This window comes from Bacillus sp. FJAT-29937 (assembly GCF_001509555.1).
Classification (GTDB): Bacteria; Bacillota; Bacilli; order Bacillales; family Cytobacillaceae; genus Cytobacillus.
Genome location: NZ_LMAS01000002.1, coordinates 254,167 through 270,026, shown reverse-complemented (window position 1 = coordinate 270,026; position 15,860 = coordinate 254,167). Strand labels below are relative to the sequence as shown.

18 protein-coding genes are annotated in these 15,860 nt (G+C 39.0%); 3 read left to right on the top strand and 15 right to left on the bottom strand.

Features of this window, described 5'->3' with window-relative positions; genetic code table 11:
• Positions 1–82 precede the first annotated feature (82 nt).
• Complete coding sequence (locus AR328_RS05040; RefSeq protein WP_082677128.1) at positions 83–934, top strand: metallophosphoesterase; 852 nt, start codon at positions 83–85, stop codon at positions 932–934.
• A gap of 41 nt (positions 935–975) precedes the next feature.
• Here AR328_RS05040 and AR328_RS05035 read toward each other — a convergent pair whose 3' ends face one another.
• The 3 genes from AR328_RS05035 to AR328_RS05025 all read right to left on the bottom strand — a co-directional run bounded on the left by AR328_RS05035 (position 976) and on the right by AR328_RS05025 (position 2,802).
• Complete coding sequence (locus tag AR328_RS05035) at positions 976–1,533, bottom strand: YkoP family protein (protein ID WP_066291925.1); 558 nt, start codon at positions 1,531–1,533, stop codon at positions 976–978.
• 101 nt (positions 1,534–1,634) lie between these two features.
• Positions 1,635–2,021 (bottom strand): hypothetical protein, encoded by a 387-nt coding sequence (locus tag AR328_RS05030; protein ID WP_066291081.1) that lies wholly within the window; start codon positions 2,019–2,021, stop codon positions 1,635–1,637.
• 184 nt (positions 2,022–2,205) lie between these two features.
• Positions 2,206–2,802, bottom strand: coding sequence for a cell wall hydrolase (locus tag AR328_RS05025; RefSeq protein WP_066291077.1), 597 nt, complete (start codon positions 2,800–2,802; stop codon positions 2,206–2,208).
• Between the two features lie 279 nt (positions 2,803–3,081).
• On the opposite strand from AR328_RS05025, the gene AR328_RS05020 reads away from it, so the two are divergent.
• Entirely contained in the window at positions 3,082–3,633 is a 552-nt protein-coding gene (locus AR328_RS05020) for a TVP38/TMEM64 family protein (protein ID WP_066291068.1), read from the top strand.
• A gap of 330 nt (positions 3,634–3,963) precedes the next feature.
• Here AR328_RS05020 and copZ read toward each other — a convergent pair whose 3' ends face one another.
• Complete coding sequence (gene copZ / locus AR328_RS05015) at positions 3,964–4,170, bottom strand: copper chaperone CopZ (protein ID WP_066291059.1); 207 nt, start codon at positions 4,168–4,170, stop codon at positions 3,964–3,966.
• 14 nt (positions 4,171–4,184) lie between these two features.
• Entirely contained in the window at positions 4,185–4,535 is a 351-nt protein-coding gene (locus tag AR328_RS05010) for a metal-sensitive transcriptional regulator (RefSeq protein ID WP_066291056.1), read from the bottom strand.
• Positions 4,536–4,768: 233 nt separating this feature from the next.
• Between AR328_RS05010 and AR328_RS05005 the strand changes: the two genes are divergently transcribed.
• Positions 4,769–5,857, top strand: a complete 1,089-nt coding sequence (locus AR328_RS05005; RefSeq protein WP_066291054.1) for an AI-2E family transporter — start codon at positions 4,769–4,771, stop codon at positions 5,855–5,857.
• Between the two features lie 506 nt (positions 5,858–6,363).
• Here AR328_RS05005 and AR328_RS05000 read toward each other — a convergent pair.
• The 10 genes from AR328_RS05000 to AR328_RS04955 form a co-directional block, all read right to left on the bottom strand.
• Positions 6,364–7,839 (bottom strand): DUF4153 domain-containing protein, encoded by a 1,476-nt coding sequence (locus AR328_RS05000; protein WP_066291051.1) that lies wholly within the window; start codon positions 7,837–7,839, stop codon positions 6,364–6,366.
• Between the two features lie 188 nt (positions 7,840–8,027).
• Positions 8,028–8,666, bottom strand: a complete 639-nt coding sequence (locus AR328_RS04995) for an HAAS signaling domain-containing protein (protein WP_066291045.1) — start codon at positions 8,664–8,666, stop codon at positions 8,028–8,030.
• A complete protein-coding gene (locus tag AR328_RS04990; RefSeq protein WP_066291043.1) occupies positions 8,647–8,994 on the bottom strand; it encodes a PadR family transcriptional regulator in 348 nt (115 codons plus the stop codon). Before AR328_RS04990 ends, AR328_RS04995 begins: the two co-directional genes overlap by 20 nt.
• Before the next feature lie 110 nt (positions 8,995–9,104).
• Positions 9,105–10,082, bottom strand: coding sequence for a biotin-dependent carboxyltransferase family protein (locus AR328_RS04985; protein ID WP_066291040.1), 978 nt, complete (start codon positions 10,080–10,082; stop codon positions 9,105–9,107).
• A complete protein-coding gene (locus AR328_RS04980; RefSeq protein WP_066291037.1) occupies positions 10,083–10,967 on the bottom strand; it encodes a 5-oxoprolinase subunit B family protein in 885 nt (294 codons plus the stop codon).
• 18 nt (positions 10,968–10,985) lie between these two features.
• Complete coding sequence (locus AR328_RS04975; RefSeq protein ID WP_066291033.1) at positions 10,986–13,025, bottom strand: sigma 54-interacting transcriptional regulator; 2,040 nt, start codon at positions 13,023–13,025, stop codon at positions 10,986–10,988.
• 99 nt (positions 13,026–13,124) lie between these two features.
• The gene (locus tag AR328_RS04970; protein WP_066291028.1) at positions 13,125–13,754 is read right to left on the bottom strand and encodes a nucleotidyltransferase family protein; all 630 of its coding nucleotides are present in this window, start codon (positions 13,752–13,754) and stop codon (positions 13,125–13,127) included.
• Positions 13,751–14,572 (bottom strand): XdhC family protein, encoded by an 822-nt coding sequence (locus AR328_RS04965; protein ID WP_066291022.1) that lies wholly within the window; start codon positions 14,570–14,572, stop codon positions 13,751–13,753. The genes AR328_RS04970 and AR328_RS04965 overlap by 4 nt, the downstream gene beginning before the upstream one ends.
• Before the next feature lie 20 nt (positions 14,573–14,592).
• The gene (locus AR328_RS04960) at positions 14,593–14,919 is read right to left on the bottom strand and encodes an XdhC family protein (RefSeq protein ID WP_066291020.1); all 327 of its coding nucleotides are present in this window, start codon (positions 14,917–14,919) and stop codon (positions 14,593–14,595) included.
• Positions 14,920–15,002: 83 nt separating this feature from the next.
• Positions 15,003–15,860: an FAD binding domain-containing protein gene (locus tag AR328_RS04955; RefSeq protein ID WP_066291018.1), complete on the bottom strand. Its 858-nt coding sequence runs from the start codon at positions 15,858–15,860 to the stop codon at positions 15,003–15,005.

Here is a 15,860-nt window from a genome sequence, read left to right as displayed (position 1 = left end):
ATGGTGCCGCTGCCATCAATTGCATGTAATAATGGCGGTATTTTTCCTGTATAATCGGGGATATGGAAGGAGTGATTCAATTTTGATGATTTTACTTTTCGCTGTATTGGCGGGTTTTCTTACTTACCTTCTAAGAATGGCTAATAGAAACACGAAAGATATCATGATTAATAAAGTTAAAGTTCATAATGAATCAACAAATAGACATGCTCCAAAGATAAACATTCTTCACCTATCCGACCTGCATCTCGAAAATATTTCAATTTCCCCTGACGAGCTTTTCGAAAAGCTGAAAGACGAATCCATTGATCTCATTGCTCTTACTGGAGATTTCCTCGACCGTAAACGTACGATACCTAAGTTAGCGCCTTATTTAAAAATTCTTAATCAATTACAACCTAAACATGGCATTTATGCTGTATTGGGGAACCATGACTATGTTCTGCGCAAGCAAAACTTGCAAGCATTAGTAGATACACTCAAAACCTATAACTGCAAAGTATTGAAAAATGAACACAATGTAATCATGGTTGATGGATGTCCAGTCAATATTATTGGCATTGATGACTTTAGTACAAAACGAAGCGACCTTGAAGGCTCATACAAAGGAATTAACGATGGGACCAATTTAGTTTTAACACATGATCCTAATATTGTTCTGCATATGAAGAATTATCATTTTGATTATTTGTTAGCCGGTCATTTCCACGGAGGGCAAATTTGCTATCCGAAAGCCTACCATCTTGTGAAAATGGGGAAGCTCGCAAGGATGAATATTACAAAAGGATTTCATACCCAGGATGGGAAGCCTTATTATATTAGCGAAGGGCTTGGTCAAACTGGCGTGAACATCCGTGTCGGAAGCCGACCAGAAATAACGTTTCATGAGCTAACTTTAGCTGCAAGCAATGGAAGGACTGCAGCTGCTATATAAGAAAAAGCTGTTTTTTATAACAGCTTTTTCTTATATCCTTATTAATTTCTATACATTTCGGATAGTTTATTTGTGGACATAAATAAGTAATTTGGCTTTTGGCTTTTAAGGGACTCCCAGGAAGTATGTTTGTTGGATAGAAGCTCGATCGGCATAAAGGCAAACCATTTAAACCATTTATAAATGGGGCTGTAAATATCTACAACTTCAAAACCGAGCCTTTCACAGCCTTTATTCAGCATCGTAATGCCGACAATCCCTTTAACCATGTACCTTTGGCGGCATTCCCGAATATAATTCTCTACCTCAGGAAGAGATTTTTGGACATATTGATAAATAAATTTCGCCTTCTTCAAATCACCCTTTATGTCTTTCAGTTCTTTTAATAACTTGGCATTGTGGAGATGAATTTTGACAAGCGTGTCATTTTTATTGATTCGGGTTCCGTCTGAAAGGACCACATTTCTCCCTCTGTATTTTGTTATTCGAATCCTGAAAATATTGCTTTTTGCCCCTTCACATGGAAGTAAAGTTAGACGTGAAAAGAAATAATAAATCGGATCAAACCAGTTCCAAATCGAAAGAACATATCCTCTCATACTTCCTGTCTCTCCTTCATCTATTTCCTTTTCCCACTTATTTTTCTTCGATAAGTCAAATATTATTTGTGGAAAAATATCGCTAAGAAGGAGGCAAGAAATCAAGGGACAAATTCTGTAACCCCTGTTAGTTCATCCTTAATAATTCCAATTCCGCCTATTACTTCTACTTGCGCACCAAATGATTGAAAAAAATCCCCTGCCACAGCTATTCTTTGTGAATTCAGAAACTGTTCTTGATCTAGCGCTGACAATTCTTTTGTCACCCCTAATGCTTCTATCAATTGTCCGATAGCCTGCACCCATAAACCAAACAGGATTTTTTTCTCCGGTTCTGAATCCTGTTTGTCGTCAGATATACTATATAGCTTCGATACCAAAATGGCTTTACTAAATGCTGCCATTGCTTGAAACCAACAGACTGCCTCAATTTGCTCTTCCAGCTGAAGCTTTAAACTCTCAATATCTAAATTTGTTTGCTTTTCCACTTTTGTTTGATTTTCAGCTTTTGTGTTTTTACCGTTCAGCTTTATCCACTCCCATCAACGGGCTTATATCATAACTATTCGAACGGGAGTGTTTTCGTGAGTATCCGTAAAAGCGTATTATTTGGAAAAGATCAACCAATTAGAAAACACCAATCAGCTTAACAATGATTGGTGTTCTAATTCCTTATTTTGCAAAACGATGTTTTCCAATCGTGACAGTTACTTGTCTTGAAAAAACCCATTTGCTTGTTGATGTTGCTGGATTAAAGAAATATAACGATCCTCTTCCTTGCCCTCTAAATGCTAAAGCCTCATCCACTGCTCTCCTTGAGCTCAGATCAGCGGGTTGATTAATCGTTCCATTTTGAACAGGTGTAAAGGCATAGTGCCCGCTTACTTTTTCATAGATAACACCTGAAACCGTATTTGGGAAAAGTGAACTATCAAGACGATTTAAAACAACTGTTGCCACTGCCACTTTTCCTGCGTATGGCTCACCCTTAGCTTCGGCATGGACAAGACGAGCGATTAGTTCTTTTTCAGCAGCAGTAATTTTTGAATTAGGGATTATGATTTTCTCCCCGGCATAAAGGAAATCACTCGTCCTGTTATTTACTTTTTTCAAGTGAGGCACGGAAATCCCATATTGATTCGCAATTGTCCAATAGGTTTCTCCTTTATGTACAAGATGGGTATTCGTCGCTGCATTCGACTCAGCTGCAAATCCAAAAAGTGATAATGAAAGTGCTCCCGTGATTATTAGTTTCTTTATTTTTTTCATGCTAGTTTTCCTCCTACTCCCGTAAAGAATCTCTAATAAAAGGCTAGCATATGTAACATAATGAATCCCCGCCCAAAATGTGGAAGCTAAGGAAACGGCTGATTTGTGCCTGTGGCTACTAATGCGAGCTATTCAGTGGTAAAATGTTGAAATATATTAGGAAGTGCACCAATTACATAACTTGGATGATATATGACATTATTATTTCGTGTATGTAACAGAATCCGGGGCTTTTTTGGTGATGAATCTAGGGTTGAAGAGACTGGTTAGGGAGAAAATATGAGAGATTATTTGTTAGAATGGTTTCCTGGTAATCCAATACTCGCTGTCCTCTTTAGTTTAATTGTTAATATCGTTGTTGCGATATCTGGCATTTTGCCCAGCGCTTTTATCACTGCAGGAAATATTGCCTTTTTTGGCTTTGAAACAGGGCTTATGGTCTCAATTGCAGGAGAAGCAGCTGGGGCTATTGTTAGTTTTATTTTATACAGAAAAGGTTTAATCAAGCTCTCGCCCAAAATAAATAAATCAAATTCTAAGCTTTTATTAATGTTGAAAAACACAGCCGGTGCAGAAGCTGTAATTCTTGTCCTTACCCTTAGAGTTCTCCCATTCATTCCTTCAGGCGCTGTTACACTTGCAGCAGCATTCAGTAAAATGGGGCTGTTATCGTTTAGTGTTGCAAGTACTGTAGGGAAAATTCCATCCCTATTTATAGAAGCTTGTTCTATTGATCAGGTATTATCCTTGAAAATAGAATGGCAGGTGGCTTTTATTCTATTTTTTATTTTAACAAGCATTTATTTTCTTTTTAGGAAAATGAAGCGGTAAATTTGGTGGACGCCTTTTTCATTCCTTATTCTTATGGAGGTATGAGAATTCATAGGCGGAGAATTTCCGGCTAATGTATTTGGGGAAGGCTTAAAAGGCAGATATAAGCGGAGTAATTCCGACTAACCTCTCAAAACAAGTCAAAATCCATCGATTTGGAACATATAAACGGAAAAAGTACCTTTATTTATAGGGAAATATGGGTATTCCCCTAAATAGACGGAATTTTTCCGCTTATTTTTCAAACACAGTGAAATCGACATTCAGTTGCCTATTTGCATTGCGATTAAACTGTGTTGCATCTCTTATGAGAACCCTCGTTAAATTATATTAATTAACATCGTATCCTTGATCATCAATCGTTTCTTTGATTTTATCAACAGTTACTTCTGAAGTATTAAATTCGACATCTACTTTTCCATTTTTTAAATCAACTTTTACGCTTTCCACACCAGCTAATTCTCCCACACTGCCTTCAACTGCTTTCACACAATGTCCGCAAGACATACCAGCAACATTTAAAGTGATTTTTCCCATGGATAAACCTCTCCTTATTTTTTCATTAATTTTTGGATAGTAATTAGAACCTCGTCTAATACTTCTGTGTCTCCTTCATTAAGCCTGTCAACGACACATGTTTTTAAATGCCCTTCCAACAGAATTCGAGCGACACTATTTAATGCAGATTGAGTAGCAGAAATTTGTGTAATGACATCATCACAATAAGTGTCTTTTTCGATTAACCCCTTGATCCCACGAATTTGCCCTTCGATCCGGTTCAACCGTGTCACAAGGTTTTTCTTTACCTTATCAGAATGATGGCTCTTTCTCTCACTCATCTGCCCACAGCAAAACTCTTCCTCATCTGCCAGTAACGATTTATTTTCTAGATTGGAATTCATTCGGTCCCCTCCCTTAATCACATTATATTATACCCCTGTACGGTATGTAAAGAAGGATTTCAATTTGTTAAAAGTTCCCTTCTAAACCTGATCCTTCAAATATTTTATGTTATTTACCCTTTCTTACAACATACCTTTTCTCTAAAGACATCAAATTATTGGTTTTTTTTCCAATTTAGTTGTAATATTCAAGTTAAGGGTTTTTAGCCGCCTATAGGGAGTGAGCGTTGTATATGTCGTTGTTTGAAAAAAGATGGTTTAGAAGTATGATTGCCATCATCTTATTTTTATTAATTGTGTTTTTATTAAATAAGAATCAGTTTATTTTAACTCCAATCGTTGTTTTGATAAAAACGATTTTTTTGCCTTTTGTTGTGGCAGGTATTTTGTTTTATTTATGCCGGCCTTTAGTAGTTTGGCTGGAAAAAAAGAAAGCACCGCGATGGATTGCCATTTTAGCTGCTTATTTTGCCATCATTTTGTTTGTTTATGGCGTGGTCAAATTGGTTGGTCCAGTTATCAATGACCAATTAGAACGATTTGTTGATAATTTGCCAGCTATGGTTTCCACAGTAGCGGATTGGATTAAGTATGTTCAAGAAAACCGGAGTACGTTTCCAGACTTTGTACAAGAAGCATTACTAAATGCGAGTGCAGATGTAGAATCTAGAATTGAATCCAATGTAGGGAATATTGCCAATGGCATTCTTGGCGTATTCGGATTGATCGGCGGTTTTATCAATACGATTTTCTACCTTGTACTTGTTCCATTTATATTATTTTATATGTTAAAAGATAGTCACCGATTTGCACCAAGTGTGGCTGTTCTGTTCCCACAGTCTAAAAAAGAACATGTGAAAAACATATTAAAAGAAATGGACAAGACCATTTCTACCTATATTCAAGGTCAAATGCTCGTCAGTGTCATTGTCGGGGCCCTATTGTTCATAGGCTACTTAATTATTGGTCTAAACTACTCACTTGTTTTAGCGATGTTCGGAATGTTTACTAACGTTATTCCGTTTTTAGGTCCTTATATTGCCGTTATTCCTGCATTCCTAGTAGCATTATTCCAAGATCCAATCATGGCTCTCTATGTAGCAATAATCATGCTTGTTGCTCAACAAATTGAAGGCAATATCATTTCACCGAATATCATGGGAAAAACACTGAACATCCATCCATTAACAATCATTGTGCTGATTTTAACAGCTGGAAACCTTATGGGGATTATCGGGGTCATTTTTGTCATACCAGCTTACTCCATAGTGAAAGTACTAGTCGTCAATATTGTTAAGATTTTAAAGCTTAATAGCAACTAGTACCCTTAATATTCACCATACATTATTCCAATATCAAAAGGGAGCAGAATTCTGCTCCCTTTCGTTGATTCTTATTGTTTTTTTCCTTCTTTAACTACGTGATTCCAAGTATTTGCACCATCCAGCGATTGATAAATATCTCCATGGTTCGCATTTGAGAGAATCCCTAGCTAAAACGCTTACTATGAATAGTTCATGGTTCGCATTTAGGAGGATCTCTCATCAAAACGATTACTATGAGTGGTTCATGGCTCGCGTTTGGGAGGATCCTCGGCAAAACGATTACTATGAGTGGTTCATGGCTCGCGTTTGGGTGAATCCCTGGCTAAAACGATTACTATGAATGGTTCATGGCTCGCGTTTGGGAGGATCTCTCATCAAAACGATTACTATGAATAGCTCATAGTTCGCGTTTGGGAAAATCCCTGGCTAAAACGCTTACTATGGATGACTCATGGCTCGCTTTTAAGAGGATCTTCAGTCAAATCGCCAACTATGATTTTGATTTAAGAACCTTTATTTTTATATAAGTCCAACTCCCCCAGCATTTCATAAGCTCTGTCCCGAGCAAGATTATGCGACTGCCAGGATTTACTTCTTAAATATTCTCTTTCAGCTTTACGCTGCATTAGCAAAGTTTCTAATCCTTGAACGTCAGGCTGCTTATCATAAAGCTCCATTAATCCCATGATTCCCGTTGCGGATAGACTATTCAAATACTGAATATCTATTTTCCCGGTAGTCTCAAAGCGAGCCATATTTTGATCCACAACGATTCTATCGATATTGACGATATTAAGCCCTGCATAATAAATAAGTGCGGCAATGAAATAAAAGCGGAATAACGATAGCCTCTCAATCCAGATTTTCACAAGCGTATAGGCAAAGATGACCATAAGGAAAATCATAAAGGAATGAGCGAGAACCCGAGTTAATGTGAATCCATAAGCATCCTCATACATCGTTAATCGCATGAAAGCAGATATAAGAAGGACCCCGCTCGATAGCACAAGAATGGTTAAAGCAAACTTGATTGTTGTCTTCAACATGCCAGGAACATTTTTAGTTAGATTAATGACCCCGGTCGTAACAGTTAGATTGATCAATGTGACAAAGAGCAGTTCAAAAAATCCGCGGCGTGCATATTCTGCGTATGTGTAGCCTTCATCAAGAGTCCCACTGAAAAAGTACTTGAATTGAACGGCAACGAATAATACATAGACTAAATCTAGAAGCAGCAAAACGGTCAGTGTAATAATTCCATCCACTCCAAATGGCTTAGGGGTGCCTTCTTTCTGGATAATATGGATATTCTTTTGCAAAAGAGATTGAAGAAATCCGAAGAAACCAAATGTATAGATTAGAATAATAACCAAGCGGAAAACATATTCACCATTGAAGTTGAACAGACCAGGGATATTATTTAAAAGCCTTTCAAATTGAGTATCTGCGGACATAAGCAAATTCAGTATGATAAACAAAAAGGGGAAAGAGATTGCGACACCAATCAGAACCTTTTTCCACACATCATTTTGTTTTTCGCTGCTTTCTCGTCTTGTCAGCTTGGCAGCATATTTAGTGAATAGAGCACTATACCGAATTCCGTCAATCAGTCGTTGTAAGGCGTAAATGACGAAATACAAATTACTCCATTCTATTTTTTTCGGTGAAGTAATTAATGCAAGATGAAAGATAACAAGGGCCGGTATCACAAGAATGTTCAACCCATAAAAAAGGGCTGTATCATACAGATAATAGCTTGCTGCTAATAGCCATATTGCGATTAATACTAGATAACCGAACCGCTGGTGTGAAAAGGAAAACGACCGAAACCTCCAGAAGAACAGCGTATAAAATGCAACAATGAAAACAAAATAGGAGATGCCAATTTGATTTCTGAAGAATGCTTCCTCAGCCACAATCCCCAGTAAAAAACATAAGAAAAAGAAAATCCAATCTTTCCTTTCGAGTTTGACTTCCATAATAAAGCCTCCTTTTTCGAATTAAAACTAAATTATCATTGGATTTATTGAACAAGCCTTGATGTACGGAGTAATCACCAGCGCAGTGTAATGAAGCCACGACATTTACATTCTTAGTTGTGAGCAGTATGTTTAATATATAGAATTTCTATATAAGTAGACATTCTATGTATATAGGCAAAAAAAGCTCATACAGAAGCTTTTTTCCCCCACCTGTAGCTAATCAGGCACACAGGGTATAAAAGTAGTGTCATCAAAATGCAGATCCCGATAAATGTTTCAGTCAGCAACGGGCTAAACCATTCATGGGGAATGATTCGGAAAACCGTCAGAGCCATTAGCGTTACATTTGGAATTGATGCCAAGAAAAAGGTCGTTTTCATCAACTTTCTGCCTTTATGGCCAAAGCCTCTGCCAATTTCATAGCCAAGCAGCGCCCAGAAAAACAGATAAATAAATGCAATTAATATCGGAAAAGAAGTTAATTGAACCCATAGGCTTGTAAGCCAGCTCCAATTTAGCAGATTATGTGCGAGCGTAAGGACAGACCCGCCTGCAAAAAAAAGAATATTAACGGCAATGAACAGCCATTTCATTTTGCTGGGTGTAACGGAAAGTTCTTCTCTCCACATGGCCGCAATCTCCTCGGGCGCTCCTAGCCTTGAATAGATTTGATTGCGCACCTCGGATTCATCCTCTAGCCTGAAAAGCTCTACAAGGAGTTCATTAAGGTGATCATCATATTCCTTTAAAATCAATTCTTTTTCGCTATGATTTGCGAGATGCTTTGCAAGCTCTTCTAAAAACTCATCCTTCAGCCGATCCATGCTTTTTTCTCCCCATCACCTTGTTCATTACGGAAACAAAGTCATTCCATTCACGGGTTTTCTCAAGAAGCATTTCTTTTCCTGCCTCTGTAATACGATAATACTTCCTGGCTGGTCCCTTCTCCTGCTCCTGCCAATAGCATTCAATGTATTCCTGCTTTTCGAGCTTATGAAGAGCCGGATACAATGTGCCCTCTTTAAAAGAGAACTCATTTTCGCTGCGCTTCTCCAGCTCCTTAACAATTTCATACCCATACATATCCCGCTCGCCTAGCATTTGAAGAAGCAATAGGGATGAACTTCCTTTAACTAATTCACGATTGAACATTTTATCACCTACCTAGTTATTTTAGGTATATAGAGATTCTACACTTATTGGATTAAAATGTAAAGTATGAATTAATTTTAAAAATTATTGCATTGTGGGTTTTCGTTATCCTACCCTTTCATCATTTGTACCAACGTTTCTATCTTCTTCCTCCTCTCCTCACGTGCCAGCATCGCCTGATCAATCGTGACGGCGATAAAGCGGCATTTGGATAGTGGTCTCGATTGGGCAATTAAATCAAGATCCTGGCTAATGACAGTGCCAATTGTAATAAACCCTCCGCCCGTTGTAGCGTCATTTTGCAGAACAATCAGTTCTTCCTCATTTGTAAATAATACAGAACCAATCGGATAAGCGATATCAACTACATTGGAAAAACTATTCCCTGCACCGAATGGAGGATTCTGCTCGGTAAATGACACCTTTGGCCCTTTATAACGGTAAGCAACGCGATTCGATTCATGTGATACCGTCCATTCTGAATTAAGAAAGGTTTTCAGTGCAAGGTCATTCATTAAATAACCGGTAATCCCCATCATGACCCGTAATTCTTGAAAGTCGCTAAAAGACGGAATAAATTCAATTGGGATTGTTTTGCCGATTTGCTTGAAGGCTTCAGGTAATGGCTCATTTATTTGGATTCTGTCTCCGGCGGCTAATTTTCTGCCTTGATAACCGCCTATACGGCTTAATTCATAGGTAGATTTACTGCCCATAACTTCTGGAACATTAATACCGCCTGACATGCATAAATAACTTTTTACCCCTTTAGGGCATGCCTTTATTTGCAAAACATCTCCTTCTTTTACTTGGTGGGTTTCCCAGAAGGAGATTGGCTTGTTATTTAAATAGGTTTCCATCGGGGCACCTGTCAAGGCGATTATGCAATTTTTATGAAACTCAAGCTCTCCGCCGATTAAAGTCATTTCAAGGGCTGCTGAATTTTCGGGATTTCCGACTAGCAGGTTTCCGATTATAAAAGAGTATTTATCTGCCGCTCCAGATGGCGGAACACCTAAATGATATTTTCCGATCCGTCCCATATCCTGTACGGTTGTCCATAGCCCAGGTTCCCTTACCTCTATCATTTAAAAATCCTCCATTAGCTCTTGGATATATTGTTTGCCCTTCTCAGCATATTCAAGTGGAGATAGGTCAATTTCTTTCATTTTAAGGGTATGCTTACCGGTCCTCTCTTCATTCGTAATCTTATGATATTCAGATTCATTGATTGGACGATACTTCCAAATATCACCTGGCCTCGCCAAAAAAGATGTCTCCTCGAGATCATCTGAGTGATTATGCTGATCGACTACAGAAACCGCTGACCGGCCGATAAGCTGGTAGGTTCCTGGTCCGCTTACAGGGTAAATCACATTGAACGCCCCGCCAAGGCCCATGCCCCTTTCCGGTGTTTCTGCCCGGGGACTATTGTATTTTGGTGCTTGAATAATTTCGTTCGGCTGTAATCCAAGGGGGAAATGCCAGGCCGTTCCCGGAAGAAAACCGACCATCGTAATTAAATAGGGAGTGTCTGAATGGGCTTTAATAAATGCTTCCTTATCTGTGAATCCATTTACTTTCATGACAAATTCGAAATCAGATAAATCGGGTGAAGGATGTCTATTTCGATAACGGAAAGAAAATTCCTTTGACACGGGGTCATCATACCATGCTGGAATTTCCACTATACGGACTGAAAAATGGAGCTTCGTTGGATTGCTTTTCGTTAAGTCAATCTCCTTTAATAAATCGAGTAAATCTCTTGCTGGGATGATATCTGGATTGTAGCGGACTAAATAGGATGAATTGGATGGAACGATATCAATAATTCCCGGGATTTCTCTTTTTCTAAGCTCGTCCGTTACAGCCAACGCCTTAAAGTTACTTTCAATCCTCATATCACGGGATATCTCAGCATAAATATATTCATCCCCGCCGAAATTAAAATGAGTTTCAGGCAAGTTAAACATTTGGTGTCACTCCTCTTATTATTTCAGCTTTTTGATCCTCCTGCTGATCGTTGCTGGACTTACTCCTAGCACCTTGGATAATTTATCAGCAGTCCGATATTTTTGCATTCCCCGCTCAATTAATTGGGTTTCTAATTCTTCAACAGCTTCTTTCAATGGCATCAGTTCCAAAACAAATAGCTGCTTTTTCTTCTTTTCCACTTCACCGTACAGATATTTTAATGCGTGTTCCCGCTGAATCCATTCACCGTCAGTCAGCAGAATTAACCGTTCCACAATATTTTGGAGCTCCCTTACATTTCCAGGCCATGCATACGTCTCCAATACTTCAATAGCTTCTGGGGTGAAGCTTTTTTTTATATCATACATTTGTTTAAATTTCTCCAAAAAGTAAATCGACAAAGGCAGAATATCTTCTTTCCGCTCACGTAAAGAAGGAATACGAAAAGGAATGACATATAATCGGTAGTATAAATCTTCCCTAAACTCGCCCTTATTGACCATTTCCTGCAAGTCCTTATTTGTGGCTGTAATAATCCGAACATTTACAGCAACCGGCCTTACTCCGCCTATCCTTGTCACTTCCCGTTCCTGCAATACACGCAATAGCTTTACTTGCATATTTAAAGGCAATTCGCCAATTTCATCAAGAAATAGCGTGCCATTGTTAGCCATCTCAAATAGACCCGCTTTCCCATTTTTGTCTGCGCCAGTAAAGGAACCCTTCTCGTATCCAAATAGTTCACTTTCGATCAAGTTTTCCGGTATCGCCCCACAGTTAATTCGAACAAACGGCTGATTGCTTCTAGGACTTGCTGTATGGATTTGCTGGGCAAATACTTCTTTCCCGACTCCAGAATCACCTTCTAGTAAAATGGTTGAATTAAATTGGGCCACTCTTTTAATCTCTGCAACTAATTGCTCAATTTTTTTCGAACGGTACACAAGCCTTTTTTCATTATGATTTTTTTCCTGTCTATTATGTAAAGATGGATCCGTTTCTTCTTCTTTAAGGGAGGTGCTTTGCTGGGTAATATCCCTTGAAAGAATAACGACTTTCTCTAATTTTCCTTCGTGGTAAACGGGTGTGGCAACCGACCAAACTCTACTGTTTCCAGCGGAATCTTGAATGGCTGTCACCTTTTTCTTTTGCTTCTTGCACAAATCAAACACATTCGGCTGAAATATATTCCTTTTCGAGAATTCATCGATATTTTTCCCGATGATATTCTCCGGCTTTTCCACCTTCCAAAAGTCTTCTAGAAACATGCCCGCGACACGAATGATTTTTCCACTTCCGTCAATCACGAGTATTTGTTCTTGAGAAGATGCATAAACAGCCTGTAAATCCGAATTTAAATTTCGAACAAAGTCTAGCTCATGTACAGCTTCCTCGAAAACTTCTTTAGAGAAAAAAACATGGACAAGTCCTGTAATGTTCCCATCAATCTGTAAAGGATAAAAGTTTCCGCTAATTTGTTTAAAGTTAATGGAAGAGTTTACAGTGACAAGCGTTTCTCCGTCCATGACCTTTTCTAAATTTTTATCATTCGTTAAAAGCGTTTTATAGTTTCGAAACATGAGAAATGAGCTAGGGATTCCGAGTATATTTTCTGCTGTTTCATTAATGAACTCAATTTGATAATTAATATTCGTTCTAACAATTCCCACTCCAGCACCGTGCAGCAAAAGATTTATATCTTTTAAACGCAGTTCACTCATTTGATGCCGCGCCTGTTCAATAGTCGTATAACCGACGAATTCTCCCTTATCATTCACTCCAATCATTAAAGAAGCGTTATGATAAAATTCAACTGGAGAAAACTGCGGAACTTTTAAAATATCATTTCTATATGTAATAAGCTGTGTTAAGTCCGAGGATTGGGCAATTTGATTCAATAGAAGCTCCTTCGTACAATAACCTACTAGAGAACCTTGATCTGTTACTAAAACAATTTCCGCATTTTGATTGGAAAAATGGTGAATAACATCCTCAATCGAACTCTGAACATCAATAAAGTTTGAAATCGGCTTCAGAATATCCTTCCAAATAATCACCCTATCCGACCCCTCCTGTTTAGCACGAATCTCATATAAGGTTATTATACTTTTTCAATGAATAAATTGGAAATTAATAGACCGAATATAAAGATATTTCTATCCATTCTGATTTATCGCTTCTTCATATGCTTCAGGAGTATCAATATCGAATAAAATGCCGCGATCATCCACAGTGATGGACTTTCGATGAGGGATTTTGTTCATTATTGCTTTTGCACCGCGGTCACCTTGAATCTCCATAAATAAATTTCGATCTGGATGACCGAAAAATACGGGATGACCTGTTATGCCGCTATACTCAGGCTGAATAACGAAGCTTTCATGTTGAACTTTAAACATGCCTTTCCCGGTTTGATAAATGGATTGAACAGTGCTTTCTGAAATAAAAGGAAGATCGCCGAGGAATACCATCACTCCGGAATGGGTATCTCCTGCGTTTAAAATCCCTGTTTTAAAAGAAGAGCCTTGCCCAGATAAATAATCTTCATTGATTACCCAGCGAAAGCGCGGGTCCTCTATTGAAATAGCTTTTTGAATTTTATCAGCTTCACAGCCTATAACCGTAATAATTTCGGAAAAGTTTCCTGAAAGTGCTGCACGAATGACATGCTCTAGAAGCGGCAGTCCATTCAATTCAAGCAACTGCTTTGGCCGCCCCATTCGGGATGACGTGCCAGCTGCAAGAATAACAGCACAAATAGATGGGTTTATTGTATGTCCGTTCATACGGGCTCCTTCGTGCTCGATGCCCGGTGAATATAATCAGATCCTTGTAAAAATCCTCCCGAATGGCCATTCTTTTTCGCAACTACCTCTGCTAGAATACTAAGGGCGATTTCTTCTGGTGATACAGCTCCAATATCTAAACCAATTGGACTGTACATTCTATTCAGTTCATTTTCATCGAAAAAGACTCCGTCTTCCCCCAGACCCTCTATCATTCGAATGCGGCGGGAGCGCGGGCCAAGGACACCAATATATGGCGATGGGGAGCGCAAAACAAACTTTAATGTTTCCTGGTCTCTCTCAATATGATGATTCATCACAACGATATAGGTTCTCCTGCCAATCTTAATTTTCTCCTGAAATTCACTCGTTTTGACGATCAGCCTGTTCGTTCCCGGAAAACGCTCCTCATTATTGTAAAATTCCCTTTGGTCTACAACAGTTGTTTTGAATCCTAATGAAACCGCATATTTTGCCACTGGAATGGCATCATGTCCGGCACCGAAAATCATCAATTCTACCGGTGGAATATATACATCTATAAAAACATGAATCTCATTGCCGTCCGGCATTGTGAACACACGTGTCTCCGACTTTGGATTTGTTTCATTTAATTTTCTACTTGCCAGCTCTGTTACCCTTAGATTGATGTCCTCATCGCCAAGGTCGCCAATCGTTTCGCGGCTTCCAGAAACAAACAAACGGTAAGGCTCTTTAGATTGATGTGATGGATTGATTGGCAGAATTGTTGCCAGGACACACTCCCGCTCTTCTTTGAAACTAGTTAACCATGCTTCAAATGGTGATAGATTTAACATATTACCCCTCCATCAATTATTTAATAAGGCTCGACAGGTTCGATGTAAATTTTCACCGTGCCTGGGCAGCCAAGTCCAAGTCCCCAAACTAGATCCTCATCTAAATCGTATGTCTTTAAAATAGGGGCGCCTGACGCCATTACAGATTTTGCCACTTCAGCAACATCCGACTCCAGACATCCTCCTGAAATCATCCCGATCCTATTCTCTTCCTCATCAACCAGCATTTTCGCCCCTTCTCTTTTATAAGCTGAACCCGCAACACTTACTACAGTGGCTAATGCCGATTTTCGACCTAATTTTCTTGTGTTATTTATAGCTTCAATTATTAATTCATTGTCAGTCATCCTTTTACCTCCTTAAAATAATAAATTTAAAAAGGGGCGTCTCTCTAGTTAAGATGCGCCCCCTATTCTATTTAACTATTTTTTTAATAAAAGACAGAATGCAATGCCCTCTCCGTATACACCTTGCAAAGGTTTCTTCTATACTCCTCAGAAGTGTATAGATCAGATGCCATTTCCCCTTCATCGGCTGCCAATTGTGCAGCTTCTTTAATCACCGATTCAGACAAGGTTTGGCCAAGAAGCTTATCCTCTACAGAGGTCGCACGGTATGGAACATCCCCGACACCTGTAATGGCAATTTTAATGTAATCAATGACATCATTTTCCCCAACCCCAGCAACAACAGCGACTCCGATGACAGGATAACCAGAAGCCGGGTGGAAAAATTTAAGATAAGTAGATTTCGTATGCGTTGGTGGAATGGCAAACGAAACGCTCGTTAACACACTATTTTCAGGGAGCATCGTAATAAGCGGTCCTACGATGAAGCTGTCTATATCCATCTTCTCAGGGCCAGCTTCTCCATGAAAGGCAATTTCCGCATCAAGGACGTAAGCGGCGGCCGGTAAGTCTGCAGCTGGATCCGCATGAGCAATATTCCCGCCAATCGTTCCCCGGTTGCGCACCTGCAAATCGCCAATTTGACTGACGGTTTCAGATAAAACAGGAATATGTTCTTTTACAATTGGATCATTCGCAACTTGGAAATGGGTCGTGAGTGCACCAATAACGATGCGATCTCCATCCTTTTGAACCCCTTTTAGCTCGGCAATGCGGCTAATATCTATCAGAGCGCCTGGCTCCGATAATCTGAATTTCAAAAGTGGAACTAAGCTATGCCCTCCAGCAATCAGCTTTCCTTCGCCATTACATTGCTGTAATTGCTGAATGGCCTCATCAATGGAATTTACGCGAACATAATCAAATTTAGAAGGTATCAA

Excerpts from the sequence above, each read along its gene's own strand:
- AR328_RS05005 (WP_066291054.1), top strand. The coding sequence starts at position 4,769 with ATGTCGTTGTTTGAAAAAAGATGGTTTAGAAGTATGATTGCCATCATC.
- AR328_RS05020 (WP_066291068.1), top strand. The coding sequence starts at position 3,082 with ATGAGAGATTATTTGTTAGAATGGTTTCCTGGTAATCCAATACTCGCT.
- AR328_RS05025 (WP_066291077.1), bottom strand. The coding sequence starts at position 2,802 with ATGAAAAAAATAAAGAAACTAATAATCACGGGAGCACTTTCATTATCA.
- copZ (WP_066291059.1), bottom strand. The coding sequence starts at position 4,170 with ATGGGAAAAATCACTTTAAATGTTGCTGGTATGTCTTGCGGACATTGT.
- AR328_RS05000 (WP_066291051.1), bottom strand. The coding sequence starts at position 7,839 with ATGGAAGTCAAACTCGAAAGGAAAGATTGGATTTTCTTTTTCTTATGT.
- AR328_RS04980 (WP_066291037.1), bottom strand. The coding sequence starts at position 10,967 with ATGTTTAACTTGCCTGAAACTCATTTTAATTTCGGCGGGGATGAATAT.
- AR328_RS04960 (WP_066291020.1), bottom strand. The coding sequence starts at position 14,919 with ATGACTGACAATGAATTAATAATTGAAGCTATAAATAACACAAGAAAA.
- AR328_RS04970 (WP_066291028.1), bottom strand. The coding sequence starts at position 13,754 with ATGAACGGACATACAATAAACCCATCTATTTGTGCTGTTATTCTTGCA.
- AR328_RS04995 (WP_066291045.1), bottom strand. The coding sequence starts at position 8,666 with ATGGATCGGCTGAAGGATGAGTTTTTAGAAGAGCTTGCAAAGCATCTC.
- AR328_RS05010 (WP_066291056.1), bottom strand. The coding sequence starts at position 4,535 with ATGAATTCCAATCTAGAAAATAAATCGTTACTGGCAGATGAGGAAGAG.
- AR328_RS04985 (WP_066291040.1), bottom strand. The coding sequence starts at position 10,082 with ATGATAGAGGTAAGGGAACCTGGGCTATGGACAACCGTACAGGATATG.
- AR328_RS04990 (WP_066291043.1), bottom strand. The coding sequence starts at position 8,994 with ATGTTCAATCGTGAATTAGTTAAAGGAAGTTCATCCCTATTGCTTCTT.
- AR328_RS04965 (WP_066291022.1), bottom strand. The coding sequence starts at position 14,572 with ATGTTAAATCTATCACCATTTGAAGCATGGTTAACTAGTTTCAAAGAA.
- AR328_RS05035 (WP_066291925.1), bottom strand. The coding sequence starts at position 1,533 with ATGAGAGGATATGTTCTTTCGATTTGGAACTGGTTTGATCCGATTTAT.